11 protein-coding genes and 1 pseudogene are annotated in these 15894 nt (G+C 70.3%); all 12 read right to left on the reverse strand.

What is annotated here, in order from left to right:
• Positions 1-78: 78 nt before the first annotated feature.
• The gene (locus EDD92_RS16905) at positions 79-2175 is read right to left on the reverse strand and encodes a CDP-glycerol glycerophosphotransferase family protein (protein WP_260326562.1); all 2097 of its coding nucleotides are present in this window, start codon (positions 2173-2175) and stop codon (positions 79-81) included.
• A gap of 180 nt (positions 2176-2355) precedes the next feature.
• Positions 2356-3852 (reverse strand): bifunctional cytidylyltransferase/SDR family oxidoreductase, encoded by a 1497-nt coding sequence (locus EDD92_RS16910; RefSeq protein ID WP_123965097.1) that lies wholly within the window; start codon positions 3850-3852, stop codon positions 2356-2358.
• 184 nt (positions 3853-4036) lie between these two features.
• The gene (locus EDD92_RS16915) at positions 4037-4840 is read right to left on the reverse strand and encodes a hypothetical protein (protein ID WP_260326563.1); all 804 of its coding nucleotides are present in this window, start codon (positions 4838-4840) and stop codon (positions 4037-4039) included.
• Positions 4841-5314: 474 nt separating this feature from the next.
• A complete protein-coding gene (locus tag EDD92_RS16920) occupies positions 5315-6865 on the reverse strand; it encodes an alkaline phosphatase (protein WP_123965098.1) in 1551 nt (516 codons plus the stop codon).
• A gap of 203 nt (positions 6866-7068) precedes the next feature.
• Positions 7069-7404 (reverse strand): FG-GAP repeat protein, encoded by a 336-nt coding sequence (locus EDD92_RS51135; RefSeq protein WP_260326564.1) that lies wholly within the window; start codon positions 7402-7404, stop codon positions 7069-7071.
• Positions 7383-7691, reverse strand: a complete 309-nt coding sequence (locus tag EDD92_RS52420; RefSeq protein ID WP_399183118.1) for an FG-GAP repeat protein — start codon at positions 7689-7691, stop codon at positions 7383-7385. The genes EDD92_RS51135 and EDD92_RS52420 overlap by 22 nt, the downstream gene beginning before the upstream one ends.
• Positions 7615-7908: pseudogene (locus EDD92_RS52425) on the reverse strand (hypothetical protein); the annotation flags it as partial. The gene EDD92_RS52420 and the pseudogene EDD92_RS52425, both read right to left, overlap by 77 nt.
• Entirely contained in the window at positions 7808-9307 is a 1500-nt protein-coding gene (locus tag EDD92_RS16935) for an FG-GAP and VCBS repeat-containing protein (protein WP_123965099.1), read from the reverse strand. The pseudogene EDD92_RS52425 and the gene EDD92_RS16935, both read right to left, overlap by 101 nt.
• Before the next feature lie 212 nt (positions 9308-9519).
• Complete coding sequence (gene obgE / locus EDD92_RS16940) at positions 9520-10962, reverse strand: GTPase ObgE (protein WP_123965100.1); 1443 nt, start codon at positions 10960-10962, stop codon at positions 9520-9522.
• Between the two features lie 129 nt (positions 10963-11091).
• Positions 11092-11346 (reverse strand): 50S ribosomal protein L27, encoded by a 255-nt coding sequence (rpmA, locus tag EDD92_RS16945; RefSeq protein WP_007381992.1) that lies wholly within the window; start codon positions 11344-11346, stop codon positions 11092-11094.
• 14 nt (positions 11347-11360) lie between these two features.
• Entirely contained in the window at positions 11361-11681 is a 321-nt protein-coding gene (rplU, locus tag EDD92_RS16950; RefSeq protein WP_030934287.1) for a 50S ribosomal protein L21, read from the reverse strand.
• Positions 11682-11916: 235 nt separating this feature from the next.
• A complete protein-coding gene (locus tag EDD92_RS16955) occupies positions 11917-15705 on the reverse strand; it encodes an Rne/Rng family ribonuclease (RefSeq protein ID WP_123965101.1) in 3789 nt (1262 codons plus the stop codon).
• Between the last annotated feature and the right edge of the window lie 189 nt (positions 15706-15894).

Below are 15894 nucleotides of genomic sequence, written 5' to 3' on the forward strand. Positions count from 1 at the left end.
AAAGGGCCCGGTTTTCGAGGATCACTCCTCGAAAACCGGGCCCTTCTCACCCGTTTCACACCACGGGCGGCGGCCTTTTCACGCGGTGGGCGGCTGCGCCGACAGCGCGTCCGACAGTTCGTCCGCGCCGGGGGTACCGGCCGCGGCGGCCCGGGACTCCTGGCCGAGGTTGCGGGTGTCGGCCTTGAGCGTCAGGTTCGCCACCGCGGTGTTGAACTGCTCGATGGACGTCGGGTCGTCCGGGCCGAGCAGGTACTGCTTCAGCTCCTTGCGGTCCTCCGCCAGGGCGTCGGCGGCCGGGTCGCGGACCGCGTCCAGCAGTTCGCCCAGCTCCGCGGCGCTGTTGGAGAGGATCACCGCGGCGCGCACGGCGGTGTTCTGCCGCTTGAACTCCTCGACCCCCAGCTCGGCGGAGTCCGTGACCGCGTACGGCTTGCCGCTCGCGATGAAGTCGGAGACCACGCTGGAGATGTCGGAGACCATCGCGTCGGAGACGTTGAAGCAGTCGTACAGGCGCGGCTCGGCGCCCGTGATGACACGGTGCTCCCAGGCGGGGAAGGAGCGCCAGTACGCGTCGTTCCACTCGGCCCGCAGCCGGGCGATCTCCTCGTGCTTGGCGATGTCGACCACGCCGTCACGCGTGGCCTCGGCCTCGTCGCCCCGGTCGCCCGCGGGGCCGGACAGCTCGGCGAGGCGGGTCTCGATACGGGCCAGTTCGGCCTTGGCCTTCGCCTGGTCGGCCGTGTCGACGGTGAAGCGGGCGTCGGCGGCACGCGCGGCGGCGGCCTTCTCGACCAGGGCGACGACGCGCCGGTGCGCGGCGGCGGCCTCCTTGCTGACGGTGCCGGTGAACGGGTGCGCCTTGTAGAGGACGCGGACCGGCGGGTCGGCCTTCACCAGCTTCTTCACGATGTTCTCGCCGGCGAGCACGAGCGAGGTGTTGCCCGGGTCGCCGTCCCATCCCTCCCAGGTGGGCGCGTACAGCACCGTGGGGCAGCGTCCCTCGGCGGTGCCCTCGGGCACGGCCTGCCGGGTCCTGATCGGCGCCAGCTGGGGGCGGCCGACCTCCACGATGTCGTCGTCGCGGACGCCGACATCGGCTATGGCGTAGCGGTCGCGGCCCGCGCGGCCCGCGGTCCACACCTCGTCGTACACCTTGCTGAACGGGTTCACGCTGGCGAGCTTGTCGCTGTCACCGTGGCCGATGAAGACATGCTTCATGGTGGGGACACGCAGCAGGTGGATGTTCTTGCCGACGTTCGCCGCGTACAGCGCCACGCGCACGTTGCTGAGGTCCATGTTCATCAGGTGCACACCGCCGGGCACACAGATGACGGGGGCCGTGGTGGGCGCCAGGTTCGCCAGGATGACCCGCTCGCGCAGGATGACCAGCGGCTTGGAGTCGAGCTGCTCCATCGTCTCCAGCCACATGTTGACCTGGTACGCGGAGTCCTTGGAGCCCGAGAAGTACAGAACCGTCTCCGGCTTGTACTCCCGCAGCCAGTCGTCGACGGCCGCCAGCACCTTCTCGGCGGTCGGCGGGATCTTGTTGCCGCGGACGTACGGCATCAGCGCGAGGACGTACAGGCAGCCCAGGAACAGGGTGACACCGATGCCGATGAAGCCCGGCACGGACGACCCCGCCTCCGCGGCGACCAGAAGACCGACGACGGCCGCGAGGTCGAGGTGGAGCATCTTCTCGGCCGAGCGGTTCAGCAGCCCCTGCGGCGGCGCGTCCGGGATGCGGATGCGCGAGGCCAGGTCGACATTGCGGGTGGCGACCGGCATCCGGCGGCGGTTGCGGATCAGCGTGACCACGGCGCCGTGCGGGGCCTGGAGGCCATAGAACGCGATGAAGCAGCCGATCGCGCCGTAGTAGATCAGGTTGTTCGCGAGGTCCAGCCGGGCCAGCAGCAGGATCAGCAGCAGCTCTCGGATCAGGAACCGGATCGAGAGGCCGGCTCTGACCTTGCTGAGCCTGTTGACCAGATAGCTGCCCTTGCGGTGCAGATAGTGGTCGGCCAGGTACGTCACGGCGGCCGCTGCCGCGAAGGCGTAGACGCTCGGAATGAGCGCGGCCACCATGATCGCCGGGAAGCCCAGCATCATGAGGACCGCCGCGGCCAGCTCGGCCGCGCTGCCCACCCGGGCGACGCGAATGGCGGTGGATATCACGGAGAACCTGCTCTGGGATGGGGAGTGCCGGTTTTGTTCTGAAGTGCGCAGGATTTGTGGCAATTCGATGGGAATTCGTCGGGTGTACGGATTCAGGCCCCTGCGAACACCCGGTCAATACACTGCATTGACACCGGAAAGCAGAGGCCTGAATAACGGAAGACTAATTCCCGTCGATTATTACATGCCGTCCTGTCGGTCCAGCACCGAGGCCAGCGCCTGCTCGAAGCCGGAGGCCTTCGCCGCGCCCGCCGTCGGGTCCTGCTGGCGGACGTCGATGACATGGCCGGTCAGTTCGGACAGCAGCACGTCCAGCGAGGTGCGGGCCACGGCCTCGGAGGACAGCAGGGAACCATCGGGCTCCTGGCCGAAGGCCTTGGTGCGCATCGGCGTGGCGGTGCGCTCCGGATTGACGCAGTTGACGCGGATGCCGTCACCGGCCCACTCGTCGGACAGGGCCTGGGTGAGGTTCACCATGGCGGCCTTGGTCGAGGAGTAGAGGCTGTACTCGGCGCGGCCGCGGGTGTAGCTGCTGGAGGTGTACAGCAGCAGCTGGCCCTTGGTCTCGGACAGGTACTTGTAGCTCGAACGTGCGATCTGCACCGGGGCCAGGTAGTTGACCTTCAGCGCTTCCTCGATGGTCGCGTTGTCGGTCTCGGCCAGCTTGCCGATGCGCAGCACGCCCGCGGTGTTGACGACATAGTCGATCCGGCCGGTCTCCGCGTACGCCTTGGACAGCGCGTCGTCGACCTCCTCCGGGTTCTCCACGTGCGTACCGGTGGTGGAACGGCCCAGCGCGTACACCTTGGAGCCGTAGGACTCGGCGAGTTCGGCGATGTCCTTGCCGATGCCGTACGAGCCGCCGAAGATCACGACCGTCTTGCCGGTCAGCAGCTCGCGGTAGGCCTCCTCGCTCACCTGCTCGGGCGCGGCCGTGGAGGCGAGCTGGAACAGCTTGTCGGCGATGAAGACGTCGACCGGCTGGGTGACCTTCATGTTGTACTCGTCGCCCGCGACGACGTGGATCGGCACGTCCGGCAGGTACTTCAGTACGACGGAGCAGTCGTCCGTGGCCTGGAAGTTGGGGTCGCCGGCCGCGACCTCGTAGGCGCGCTTGATCGTGGACAGCTTGAAGGCCTGCGGGGTCTGGCCGCGGCGCAGCCGGGAGCGGTCCGGGATCTCGGTGATGAACTCGCCGTCCTCGCCGTGGGTGCGCGTCACGATGATGGTGTCCGCGGACGGGATGGCGACGTCGACGGCCTGGTAGCGCTCAAGAGCGACCACACAGTCGTCGATCACGCGCTGCGCGAGCAGGGGGCGTACGGCATCGTGGAACAGGACGTTGAGGTCCTCGCCCTCGGCCAGGCCCTCGCCGAGGGCCTCGATGGCGCGCTCGGTGGTCTCGTTCCGGGTCGAACCGCCCTCGATGATCTTCTTGACCTTCTTGAACCCGGCCTTGGCGACGATCTTCTCGACGTCGGGCACGTATCCCGGCGCCATCAGCACGATGACGTCGTCGATCGAGTCGGCCTTCTCGAAGGTGGTCAGGGTGTGCTCGATGACTGCCTTGCCGGCGATCTTCAGCAGCTGCTTGGGGATCGAAAGACCCACACGCTGGCCGGTACCGCCGGCCAGGATCACTGCGGTGGTACGGGGCTTGGCTATGCGCTGGGACACAGAGGACCTACCTTGGGGCGACAGGGAACGCCGAAATGGTCCCACTTGCGGTTACCGCTGTGCAAGGTGAGCGCCGTCCGCTGCATATGTGCGCGCTACCTGTCATTCACCTGGCACTGCTGGTGACGGTGGGACCGCCTCCGTCAGCTCCCTCGGAATTGCTGTGAGTAACTGCACAGGGTGTTCAGTGCCGCCGCAGCTTCTTCGGGCAGCGGTGGCCGAGCACCTTCACGAGTTCCACCGAAGGCGTCTGATGAACCGTGCGCGCCTTGATCGGGGTGCTGTGCCGCACCGGTACCGCGGCGGCCGCGGCGAGGGCGCCGTAGAGGGCCTGGGCGGCCACCTCGGGAGCGCTGCGCGGCTCGCGGGGCCCCTGCCCGGAGGACGTGGGCAGGGAGGACAGCAACGCCGGATCGCCGAGGACCCGTACGCCCGTATGAGCGATGCGGTCAACCATCTCGGCGCCGATCCCGGCGGCGGCCTCCACGGCCCTCTGCGGGGTCGAGATCTTCACGTCCTGCGGTGTCGGGCTGCACGTGTTCTTCATATGCATGACCGCGCCGTTACGGACAAGCCTGGAATACAGCTCGTCCGGCAGTCCATTGCCCCGGAATTCCCTATTAAGATTCCGCAGCATTTCGGTCTCGGCGAGGGTAAGGGATCGATTCGCCGTGTCCGGAACGGGCTGCAGGAGATTCTCCGGCAGCCCCAGCAGCGCCTCGAAGGTGCGCATCAGTCCGCCCCGGCCCCGGTCGTCCACCACGACGACGGTGACCCGCTCCGGCCCGACCGCCCGCACCCATCGCTCCACCAGCCGGTCGTGCCGGTGCCGGCGCCAGAAGCTGGGGGTGGACTGCTCGTAGGGCGCCTTGTTCAGCATGTGCCCGAGCCAGTCCTCGTAGCCCGTCCGCAGTCCGTTCTGCACGTACTGCTGCCACTGCGAGGGCATGATCTTCGTCAGCTGGCGCAGGGTGACGAGGACGTGCACGCGGCCCCCGCCGAGCTGTTCGACGATCCGCCCGATCGTGTCGTCGCCCTCGGCCTCGGCCTCGGCGAAAGAACTCGCTGCTGACCACCGAGGTGCGGCTGCCGGTGGCGTGCACCTGCTGCAGCAGCTTCGTCCAGTGCCGGTCGGTGGGCACGGTGTCGCCCATCATCGCGGGCCGCGCGCAGGCGGCCAGCGCGGCCTCCATGGGGTGCCGGGTGTGGCCGGGGAACTCGACGCCGTGCGCGGGCAGTCGGTTCTGCGCGGCGGCCCTGGATCGAGGTCGTCCCGGTTTTGTGCGGGCCGATGTGCAGCAGCCGGGTGCCGTGCGGCAGCGGCGCGGGGGTGGTCGTACAGTCCGTCTCCCTGGTCAACGGACGGTAAGAGTCTTACCTGAGACTTACCGTAGAGCACCGTGGGACTCCGGTGAGTCCCACGGTGCCGGTGCGGATCAGTCCCAGGTGCCGGTGCGGACCGTCAGACCAGCCGCACGCCGGGTTCGCCCGATTCCACCCGCAGCCGCGCCAGCGTGCTCGCCGTGGCCGTCGGCTGCCGGACCGTGTCCACCACCCTCACCTGCGCGTCGATGCCGTCGCGGTCGATGTCGAAGAGGTGGTAGCCGCGGTGGGCGTCGATCAGCTTCCAGTGCGGGTTGTCCGGCATCCGCGGGTCCCACTCGGCGTGGAAGGCGGCCTGGTCCTGGTCGCCGTTGCTGGAGATGGACGTACCGACGAACTCGGCGCCGACGACGTCGGAGTCCGGGTCGTCGTAGTCCGCCTTGAGGTCGCTGATCATCGTGAGGTGGCGGTCGCCGCTGAGGACGACCGGGTTGCGGATGTCGGCGAAGTCCTCCAGCAGGGCGTTGCGTTCGGCCTGGTAGCCGTCCCAGGCGTCGTAGTACCAGAGCTTGCCCTCGCCGATCTGCAGATCGGTCTCGGCCATCATTATCTGCGAGGCGATCAGGTTCCAGCGGGCCGGCGAGTCCTGCAGCCCGTCCAGGAGCCACTCCTTCTGCTCGGCGCCGAGCATCGTGAGCGCCGGGTTCTCGGCGGCCGCCTGGCTGGTCACCTGGTCGCTGCGGAACTGCCGGGTGTCCAGGACGTTCAGGCGGGCGAGACGGCCGAACTCCAGCCGCCGGTACATCTGGATGTGCGGGCCGTTCGGGATCGCGGAGGCACGGACCGGCATGTGCTCGTAGTACGCCTGGAAGGCCGCCGTCAGCCGGGCCACGAACGCGTCGTGCGGCTGCTTGTCGGGGTCCTGCGGGATCTCGCCGGCCCAGTCGTTGTCGACCTCGTGGTCGTCGAAGGTGACCACCCAGGGCGTGCTCGCGTGCACCGCCGCAAGGTCGGGGTCGGTCTTGTACTGGGCGTACCGGTTGCGGTACTGCTCCAGGGTGTACGGCTCCCCGGTGCCCTCGTGCCTGCGCACGCCCGTGGCCGACGGGGTGGACTCGTAGATGTAGTCGCCGACGAACAGGACGACGTCGGGGTCCTGGTCCAGCATGTCGGCGTACGGCGTGAAATAGCCGTGCTGCCAGTTCTGGCAGGAGGCGAGAGCGACGCGCAGGGAGCCGCCCCGGCTGTGCGGGTGCGGGGCGGTGCGGGTGCGGCCGATGGGCGAGATCTGGCCGCTCGTGCGGAAGCGGTACCAGTACGAGCGGTCCGGGCGCAGGCCCCGTACGTCCACGTGAACGCTGTGCCCGTACTCGGGCCGGGCCTGGGCGACACCCCGGCGCACGGGCTTTCTGAACCGCTCGTCCTCGGCCATCTCCCACTCCACCGGCACCGCGGTGTCCGGCATGCCGCCGCCGTTCAGGGGATCGGGGGCGAGCCGGGTCCACAGCACGATGCCGTCGGGCAGCGGGTCGCCGGAGGCGATGCCGAGGCTGAACACGCCGTCGGGCAGAGTGGCTTCGGCCGCGCGTGCCGTGCCCGGCAGCCAGAGCTGGGCGGACGCGGCGGCGCCGAGGACGGCGGCACCGGCGGTCAGAAAGCGGCGTCGGTCGGGCGAGGTTGCTCCGGTCATCGCGAACTCCCCTGTCTCGCAAGACTCTTGGACACGTGAAAGCTCACGCAGCCGGGCGGTCCACCCGCTGAACGGAGGCCTTCGCGTGCATGACAAATGGGCAGACAACAGAAGACCCGTTGCGACACGGGAACAACACGACGAACGTGATTTTGCCGCAACGGGCCTTACATGCCCTCAATTGACACTGGGCAGGGGGCTGTTCAGTGAGCGAAGTTCAAGCCGAGTTCGGCGTCGGCCGCGACCGTCCGGAGGGTGCCTGCGCCGCAGCTGACGGACCCGGCGGCCACGGAGCCGGCGCCGGGGTTGCGGAAGGACCGGACGGCGCCGTCGAATACGTTTTCGCCGGGTGCGCCCGCGTAGAGCTCGGCACGGCCGTCATGGTCGGTGTCGACCAGAGCAGTGCTGCGCCCGAAGAAGTCGTTCTGCTCGGCGGTGCCCGGCACGCCCGCGGTGTTCTGCTTGAAGGACACGGCACCGGTCCCGGTGAGCCCGTGCGCGCCGCCCTTGAGCACGGTCACCTGACTGGCCGCCGCCACACTGCCGATGCTCTCGGTGAGGAGCCCGCGGTCACATCGGCATACCCGTCGCCGTTCACGTCGCCGACCGAGATGCCCGAGCCGAAGCTGTCGCCACCCTCGGTGGCCCCCGGCACCCCCGGGCCGTCCTGGGTGATGACGGTCGTACGGGAGGTGTCGGGTCCGGCGGCCGAGCCGTGCACGACGCCGAGCCGGGGCGCCGACCGCGAAGTCCTGGTAACCGTCGCCGTTGAAGTCCCCGTGCAGCTTCGCCTCGACCCCCGGCCGCCTGCGGCGTACGCGGCCACCGGGGCGGTGACGGCCCCCGTGACGGCGATCGCCGCCGCGAGCGCGATGCCTCGTCCGAACCTGAGCCTGGTCGTGGTGCTCCTTTCGTGGGTGGAGGGTGGAGGGTGGAGGGAGCTCAGCGAGTGAACTCGCCGCCGAGCCGGGCGAATTCGGGGTCCGTGCAGAGGGTCTTGGCGCCGAAGGAGACGGAGCCCGTGGTGGTGACGCCGGAGGCATTGGAACGGAAACCCCATACCGAACCGGCATTCGCGTTCTCACCGGGCGCACCGACGACCAGATCCGCACGGCTGTCGTGGTCTCCGTCGAGGAGAGTGACCGCCCCACCGAAACCGTCGGCGCGCTCCGCGGTGCCAGGGACACCCGCCGTGTTCTGACTGAACACCTTCGTACCGGCGCCGGTGGGCCCGGACGCGCTGCCGGGAACGACGGCGACCGTCCCGGCATCGGTCACACCCGAGAAGTCCTCACCGGGAATGCCGACCGCGATGTCGGCGTAGCCGTCGCCGTTCACGTCACCGACCGCGACGTCCGAACCGAAGAGATCGCCGAACTCCGTGGCACCCGGCACACCGGGCGTGTCCTGGTCGATCGTGCGGGGGTCGGCCGCCTTCGGCCCCAGTGCCGTGCCCAGCACGACGCCGATCCGCTCGCCGTACTCGCTCGGGTCGGCCGTGCCCTCACCCGAGTACGCGACCCGGGGCCGGCCGAAGACGAGTTCGTCCCGTCCATCCCCGTTGACGTCGCCGAGCGCGATGCTCTCGCCGCCCTCGATGTCCCGCCCCTCGCCGTCCTTCACATGAGTCAGCGGGGCGAGACCGTTCCGGGTGCCGTGCAGATAGAAGAGGCTGTGCCCGACGTTCTGGTCGCCCGGGTCGTCGAAGTCGAACGGCCCGGTCAGCACGACCACGTCGCTGATGCCGTCCCCGTCCACGTCCCCGCTCGCCACGTCCAGCACCTGCACATCGGCGTCGGTGAACGAGATGTCCTGGCTGCGGGCGGGCACTCCGGTACGGCTGAACGGCCCCGACTCCAGCGAGGAGGGCCCCGCCAGGTCGGCGTGCCCGTCCCCGTCGAAGTCACCGGCGACGACGCGCGCGGAACCGTCGATGAGGGCGCCCGGCAGAATCGTCCCGCCGGAAAGCCCGCTCTTCCCGCCCCACAGCACGGTCACACTGCCGTGCCGGGCCGCCCCGCCCTGCGTCCAGTCCTCCCCGGCCGCCGGGACCACGAGATCGGTGTAGCCGTCGCCGTCCAGATCGCCGCCGGTGAGATGAGCGCCGAAGTAGTCGCCCGCCTCGGGAGCGCCCGGGACACCCGGCGTCGCCTGGCTGAAGACCTGCTTGCTCGCGAGGTTCAGCCCATGCGCCGACCCGTACACCACGGCGACGTAACCGGCGCCCTTCTTGCCGCCGACCGTGGCGAACTGCGCCCCGGTGGCGAGGTCCTCATACCCGTCACCGTTGAAGTCCTGCCGAACGCTCTTCGCCGCGGCAGGCTGCGCGTGGGCGAGCGGCGACGCGGCGGCTGTCGCAGCAAGCAGGGCGATCGCAACGGCAACGGCACGCCGCGATCTGGGTACAACGGACTCGGACTGGGCCACGTCGACTCCGGGCATCTGAAGGGCAGTTGACCACGGAGAGACTCAAGATCCTCATCCGCGTTGCCCAGTACGACTCACCATGAGGCGATGGGGTTGCCCTGAAGTGGGTCGCGATTTTCCCCGCCGTTAACCCACTTCAGCCCGTCCGGCGTTTGAGGACGAGGCCGTTCAGGCCGATACGGGGTCTGGGGGCGGGGCCCCCAGACGGCACCGACCCCGCTGAGGGCCTACTCACCGAAGGGTTCGAAGCCCCCGTACTCCCGGAGGGCCTCGTCCCGCTCCGCCTCCCGGTCCCGGCGCCGCTGTGCCGCAGGCCGCGGTGCCTCGAACCGGTGGTCCTCACCGCGACGGCCCAGCATCTCCGCCCCGGCCATCACCGTCGGCTCCCAGTCGAAGACGACGGCGTTCTCCTCGGGTCCGATGGCGACACCGTCGCCCGAGCGGGCCCCCGCCTTCATCAACTCCTCTTCCACACCGAGGCGGTTGAGACGGTCCGCGAGATAGCCCACGGCCTCGTCGTTGCTGAAGTCGGTCTGCCGCACCCAGCGCTCGGGCTTCTCGCCCCGCACCCGGAACAGCCCGTCGTCCTCGCGGGTCACCGTGAAGCCGGCATCGTCGACGGCCTTGGGCCGGATGACGATCCGCGTCGCCTCCTCCTTCGGCTTCGCGGCGCGCGCCTTCGCCACCAGGTCGGCCAGCGCGAACGACAGTTCCTTCAGCCCGAGATGAGCGACGGCCGACACCTCGAAGACCCGGTACCCGCGCGCCTCCAGATCCGGCCGCACCATCTCGGCGAGGTCCTTGCCGTCCGGTACGTCGATCTTGTTCAGTACGACCATCCGCGGCCGCCGGTCGAGCCCGCCGTACTGCTTCAGCTCCTCCTCGATGACATCGAGGTCGGAGACGGGGTCCCGCTCGGACTCCAGCGTCGCCGTGTCCAGCACATGCACCAGCACACTGCACCGCTCGACGTGCCGCAGGAACTCCAGCCCCAGTCCCTTGCCCTGGCTGGCGCCCGGGATCAGCCCCGGCACATCCGCGATGGTGTACACGGTCGAGCCGGCCGTCACGACACCCAGGTTGGGGACGAGGGTCGTGAACGGATAGTCGGCGATCTTCGGCTTTGCTGCCGACAGCACCGAGATGAGCGAGGACTTGCCGGCGCTCGGGTACCCCACGAGCGCCACGTCCGCGACTGTCTTCAGCTCCAGGACGATGTCCTGCAGATCGCCGGGGACACCGAGCAGCGCGAACCCGGGCGCCTTGCGCCGCGCCGAGGCGAGGGCCGCGTTGCCGAGCCCGCCGCGGCCGCCCTGTGCCGCGACGTACGAGGTGCCGTGCCCGACCAGGTCGGCGAGCACATTGCCGGCCTTGTCGAGGACGACGGTGCCGTCCGGCACGGGAAGGACGAGGTCCTGGCCGTCCTTGCCCGACCGGTTGCCGCCCTCACCGGGCTTGCCGTTGGTGGCCTTGCGGTGCGGGGAGTGGTGGTAGTCGAGGAGCGTGGTGATCGACTGGTCGACCGTGAGGATCACATCACCGCCGCGTCCGCCGTTGCCGCCGTCGGGTCCGCCGAGCGGCTTGAACTTCTCACGGTGGACGGAGGCACAGCCGTGACCTCCGCTACCCGCGGCGACGTGCAGCTCGACGCGGTCCACGAAGGTGGTCATGGTTGGTGCCTCCAGTTACGTACGGGTGTTACTCATGTCAACACGCGAAAGGCGGACCCGCCTTCCCACACGGGAAGTGAGGTCCGCCTCGCGAAGCGTTCGGGCATCAGCCCTGAATCAGGAACTGACTCAGGCGACCGGAACGATGTTCACGACCTTGCGGCCACGGTGGGTACCGAACTCCACCGCGCCGGCGTTCAGCGCGAACAGCGTGTCGTCGCCGCCACGGCCGACGCCCGCGCCGGGGTGGAAGTGGGTGCCGCGCTGGCGGACCAGGATCTCACCCGCGTTGACGACCTGACCGCCGAAGCGCTTCACGCCGAGCCGCTGGGCATTCGAGTCGCGACCGTTCCGGGTGGACGATGCGCCCTTCTTGTGTGCCATCTCTCCTCAGTCCCTTACTTCGCAGCCGTGGGGATCTCAGTGACCTTGATCGCCGTGTACTGCTGGCGGTGGCCCTGACGACGGCGGTAGCCGGTCTTGTTCTTGTAGCGAAGGATGTCGATCTTGACGCCCTTGTGGTGGTCCACGACCTCGGCCTGGACCTTGATGCCGGCCAGCACCCACGGGTCGCTGGTGACAGCTTCGCCGTCGACAACGAGCAGGGTCGAGAGCTCGACCGTGTCGCCAACCTTGGCAGTGGAAATCTTGTCAACCTCAACGATGTCGCCGACAGCAACCTTGTGCTGGCGACCACCGCTGCGCACGATGGCGTACACGCGGATCTCACTCTCTCGCTCGGGAACGGCACCCCCGCAGTCCAGCCACCCGGCACGGGCAGCCTCTCCGGAGCACCCAGTGCCCTGGAGGAATGAGGTTTACGGGGATGTGGCGCGCCCATATCCAAGGACACGCCGACAGTCAAGGTTACGGGGCCGTGGCCGGAGGGGTCAAACCGGGCCGGGCCCCGCACGCGTGCGGCCGGTCACAGGGACCGGCCGCACGCGGCACTGCTCAGCTCTCGTCGGCGGCGGCCGAGACCGCGGTCTTCTTCGCCGTCGACTTGGCCGCGGCCGTCTTGGCGGTCGTCGCCGCCTTCTTGGCCGTGACCTTCTTCGCTGCCGTCTTCTTGGCCGCGGTCTTCTTGGTGGCGGCCTTCTTCGCGGTGGCCTTCTTGGCCGTCTTGCGAGCGGCCGTCTTCTTGGCCGGAGCCGCCTCCTCGGCGCTCTCCTCCGCGGCCGCCGGCTCCTCCGCACCCGACGGGACGACCACGACGGCCGTCTCCTCGGACGCGGTCGGCGCGGTCTCCTTGCGCACCGCACGGCGCCGCGGGCGGGCCGGAGCGGCGCTCTCGGCCGGAGCCTCCGCCTCGGTCGCGACCGGAGCCTCGGGCTCCGCGACCGGCGCAGTCTCGGCGACCGTCACCACGGCGGCCTCGGCACCCGCGGGCGATCCGGCCGGCGCGGACACCTTGCGGGTCGCACGACGGCGCGTACGCCCCTTGGGCGCGGCCTCCTCGACGGCCGGAGCCTCGGCGGGGGCGGCCTGGACGACCGCGTCCTCGACGGCAGCGGGCTCGGCCAGCGCCTCGGCGGCGGGTTCCGGCTGCACCGGACGCTCCACCTCTGCCTCGACCGTCACGTCCTGAGCGGTCGGCGCCTCGGCCTCCTCGTGACGCGGTGCCTCACGCCGGGGCGCACCCGCCGGAGCGGACGCCCGACGGCTCGCCCGGCGCCGCGAACGGCCACGGCCGACCGCGGCCTCCGCCTCGGCGACGCTGCTGTACAGCTCCTCGTCCGGCGCGAAGGCGGGCTCGGACAGCGCGACCGGTGCCGCGGCCTCGGCAGCGACCTCGGCCTCGGTCTCCTCGACGGCCTCCGGAGCCTCGACGGCCGCCACGGCCTCGTGCTCGTGCACGTGCCCGTCGCCGCCGCGCCCGCGCTTCTTGCGCTTGCCGCCGCCACCGGCGGAGGTCGGCTGCTCCATGTGCACGATGACACCGCGGCCGTTGCAGTGGACGCAGGTCTCGGAGAAGGACTCCAGCAGGCCCTGTCCGACCCGCTTGCGGGTCATCTGGACGAGGCCCAGCGAGGTGACCTCGGCGACCTGGTGCTTCGTACGGTCCCGGCCCAGGCACTCCAGCAGGCGCCGCAGCACCAGGTCCCGGTTGGACTCCAGCACCATGTCGATGAAGTCGATGACGATGATGCCGCCGAGGTCGCGCAGCCGCAGTTGACGCACGATCTCCTCGGCCGCCTCCAGGTTGTTCCTGGTGACGGTCTCCTCGAGGTTGCCGCCCTGGCCGGTGAACTTGCCGGTGTTGACGTCGACGACGACCATCGCCTCGGTCCGGTCGATCACCAGCGAACCACCGCTGGGCAGCCAGACCTTGCGGTCCAGGGCCTTGGCGAGCTGCTCGTCGATCCGGTACGTGGCGAAGACGTCGACCTCGCTGGTCCACTTCGACAGCCGGTCGGCCAGGTCGGGCGCGACGTGCGAGACGTATCCGTGGATGGTCTCCCACGCGTCGTCACCGCTGACGACGACCTTGGTGAAGTCCTCGTTGAAGATGTCGCGGACGACGCGGACGGTCATGTCCGGCTCGCCGTACAGCAGCGTCGGGGCGTTGCCGTTCTTCGACTTCTTCTGGATGTCCTCCCACTGCGCCTGCAGTCGCTCGACGTCGCGGCGCAGCTCGTCCTCGCTCGCGCCCTCGGCGGCGGTGCGCACGATGACGCCCGCGTCCTCGGGGACGATCTTCTTGAGGATGGTCTTCAGCCGGGCCCGCTCGGTGTCGGGCAGCTTGCGGCTGATGCCGGTCATCGAGCCCTCGGGGACGTACACGAGGTAGCGGCCCGGGAGGGAGACCTGGCTGGTCAGACGCGCACCCTTGTGCCCGATCGGGTCCTTCGTCACCTGGACGAGGACCGACTGGCCGGACTTCAGGGCGGACTCGATGCGGCGCGGCCCGTTGGCCATGCCGAGCGCCTCGAAGTTGACCTCACCGGCGTACAGGACGGCGTTGCGGCCCTTGCCGATGTCGATGAAGGCGGCCTCCATCGAGGGCAGTACGTTCTGCACCTTGCCCAGGTACACGTTGCCGACGTACGAGGTCGACTGCTCCTTGTTGACGTAGTGCTCGACGAGCACGCCGTCCTCCAGGACGCCGATCTGCGTGCGCTCACCGCTCTGCCGGACGACCATCACGCGCTCGACGGCCTCACGGCGGGCCAGGAACTCGGCCTCGGTGATGATCGGGACACGTCGGCGGCCCTGCTCACGGCCCTCGCGGCGGCGCTGCTTCTTGGCCTCCAGACGCGTGGAGCCCTTGATGGACTGCACCTCGTCGGACGGCTCGGCCTTCGGGCGGGGCTCGCGGACCTTGACGACCGTGCGCTCGGGGTCACCGTCGCCGGGCTCGGTGTCCACGGAGGAGTCACCGGCACGACGACGACGGCGACGGCGCCGACGGCTGCTGGTGCTGGAGCCGCCGCTCTCGCCGGCCTCGTCCTCCTCGTCGTCCTCGACCTGCTCGGCGGTGTCCTCGGCGTCCTGCTCGGCCTGTACGGCGGCGAGCTCGTCGGACTCCTCCGACTCGTCCTCACCGGCGGACTCGGCGGACTCGCCACGGCGACGGCGACGGCCGCCACGGCGACGGCGACGGCGCGAACCGGTCTCCTCCGAATCGTCGCCCTCGGCGGCGTCCTCGACCGATTCCTCGGCCTCCTCCGCCTCGTCCTCCACGGTGGTCTCCACGGCCTGCGGCTCGGCCTCCTCGCCGGCGGTGGCACCGCGGCGACGGCGACGGCGCCGCGCCCCGGTCTGCTCCTCGGGGAGTTCCTCCGGCTCGACGGTCTCGGCCTCGGCGGCCGCTTCGGCGGCGGCGCGCTGCGGGGTCTGGAACTGCGGCTCGGTGAACACGGGCGCCTGGAACACGGCGACGGCGGGCCGGGCCGGCCGCCGCGGACCCTCGTCCTCGGCGTTCTCGGCGCCCTTGGCGGCACCGGCGGCCTGCGCGGGCTCGGCGAACCCGGTGGCGGCCTTACGAGCGGTCCGGCGACGCGTACGCCGCGGCGCGCCGTCCTCCTCGGCCTGCTCGGCAGCCGGAGCGGCGACGGGCTCCTCAACAGCCGGCGCCTCTTCGGTACCGGCGGTCTCCTCGACCGGCGTGGACACGCGACGCGTGGCACGACGACGGGTACGACGCGGAGCGGCGTCCTCGGCCGGCTCTGCAACCTCGGCGGCGGGCGCCTCGGCCACGGCGGGCGTCTCGGTCTCCTCGGCGGGCGCCTCGGTGGTCACGGGCGCCTCGCCGGGCGCCGACACACGGCGCGTGGCACGACGACGGGTGCGGCGCGGAGCTGCGTCCTCGTCGGGCTCAGCGGCCGCCTCGGCAGGAACCTCGGCGACGGCCGCGCTCTCCCGCTCCTCGACCGGAGCCGCAGCGGCCACCACGGTCTCGGCGGCCTCGGCGGCAGCGGTCGCGCCGGCAGGCGCGGACACACGGCGGGTCGCACGACGACGCGCACGCCCGGCAGGCGCGGCCTCCTCGACGACCGAGGGCGCCTCGGCGACCTCTTCGGTCTCCTCGGCCTCAGCGACCTCGTCGGCCTCGTCGGGCTTCTTCTCGCTGTCGCTGTCGGCCGGTATGGCCGGCGCGACGATCTCCTCCGGGGTTTCGGAGGCGGCCGCGGCGGGGGGACCCGCCGGGCGTGAAGCGGCACGGCGCCGACGACGCGGCGGCAAGGTGTCGCTGGGGGTGTTCAGTTCGGAACCCTCAGTGGGTTCGGTCGGCTCGAGCATGCGGGCATTTCTCCCGTCAGGCTCCCGGGCGCCGCGCCTGGTCCGGCGTTGATCGCCGGTGACGTCCGCGGCTCGCGCGATGCGCGGTGCCGCCGTCCGGGGCGCGGGCGCCGCACGGGAGCTCTCTGTGTCCTGTCTCGCCGGTTCCGTACACCGAATGCATACGGCCTGGCGAAAGTCTTCTGTGTC

This window comes from Streptomyces sp. TLI_185 (assembly GCF_003814765.1).
In the GTDB taxonomy this organism is placed as follows: domain Bacteria; phylum Actinomycetota; class Actinomycetes; order Streptomycetales; family Streptomycetaceae; genus Streptomyces.

Bases quoted from the DNA above. Each gene is read 5' to 3' on its own strand.
- EDD92_RS16920 (WP_123965098.1), bottom strand. From the start codon at position 6,865: ATGACCGGAGCAACCTCGCCCGACCGACGCCGCTTTCTGACCGCCGGT.
- EDD92_RS16935 (WP_123965099.1), bottom strand. From the start codon at position 9,307: ATGCCCGGAGTCGACGTGGCCCAGTCCGAGTCCGTTGTACCCAGATCG.
- obgE (WP_123965100.1), bottom strand. From the start codon at position 10,962: ATGACCACCTTCGTGGACCGCGTCGAGCTGCACGTCGCCGCGGGTAGC.
- rpmA (WP_007381992.1), bottom strand. From the start codon at position 11,346: ATGGCACACAAGAAGGGCGCATCGTCCACCCGGAACGGTCGCGACTCG.
- EDD92_RS16955 (WP_123965101.1), bottom strand. From the start codon at position 15,705: ATGCTCGAGCCGACCGAACCCACTGAGGGTTCCGAACTGAACACCCCC.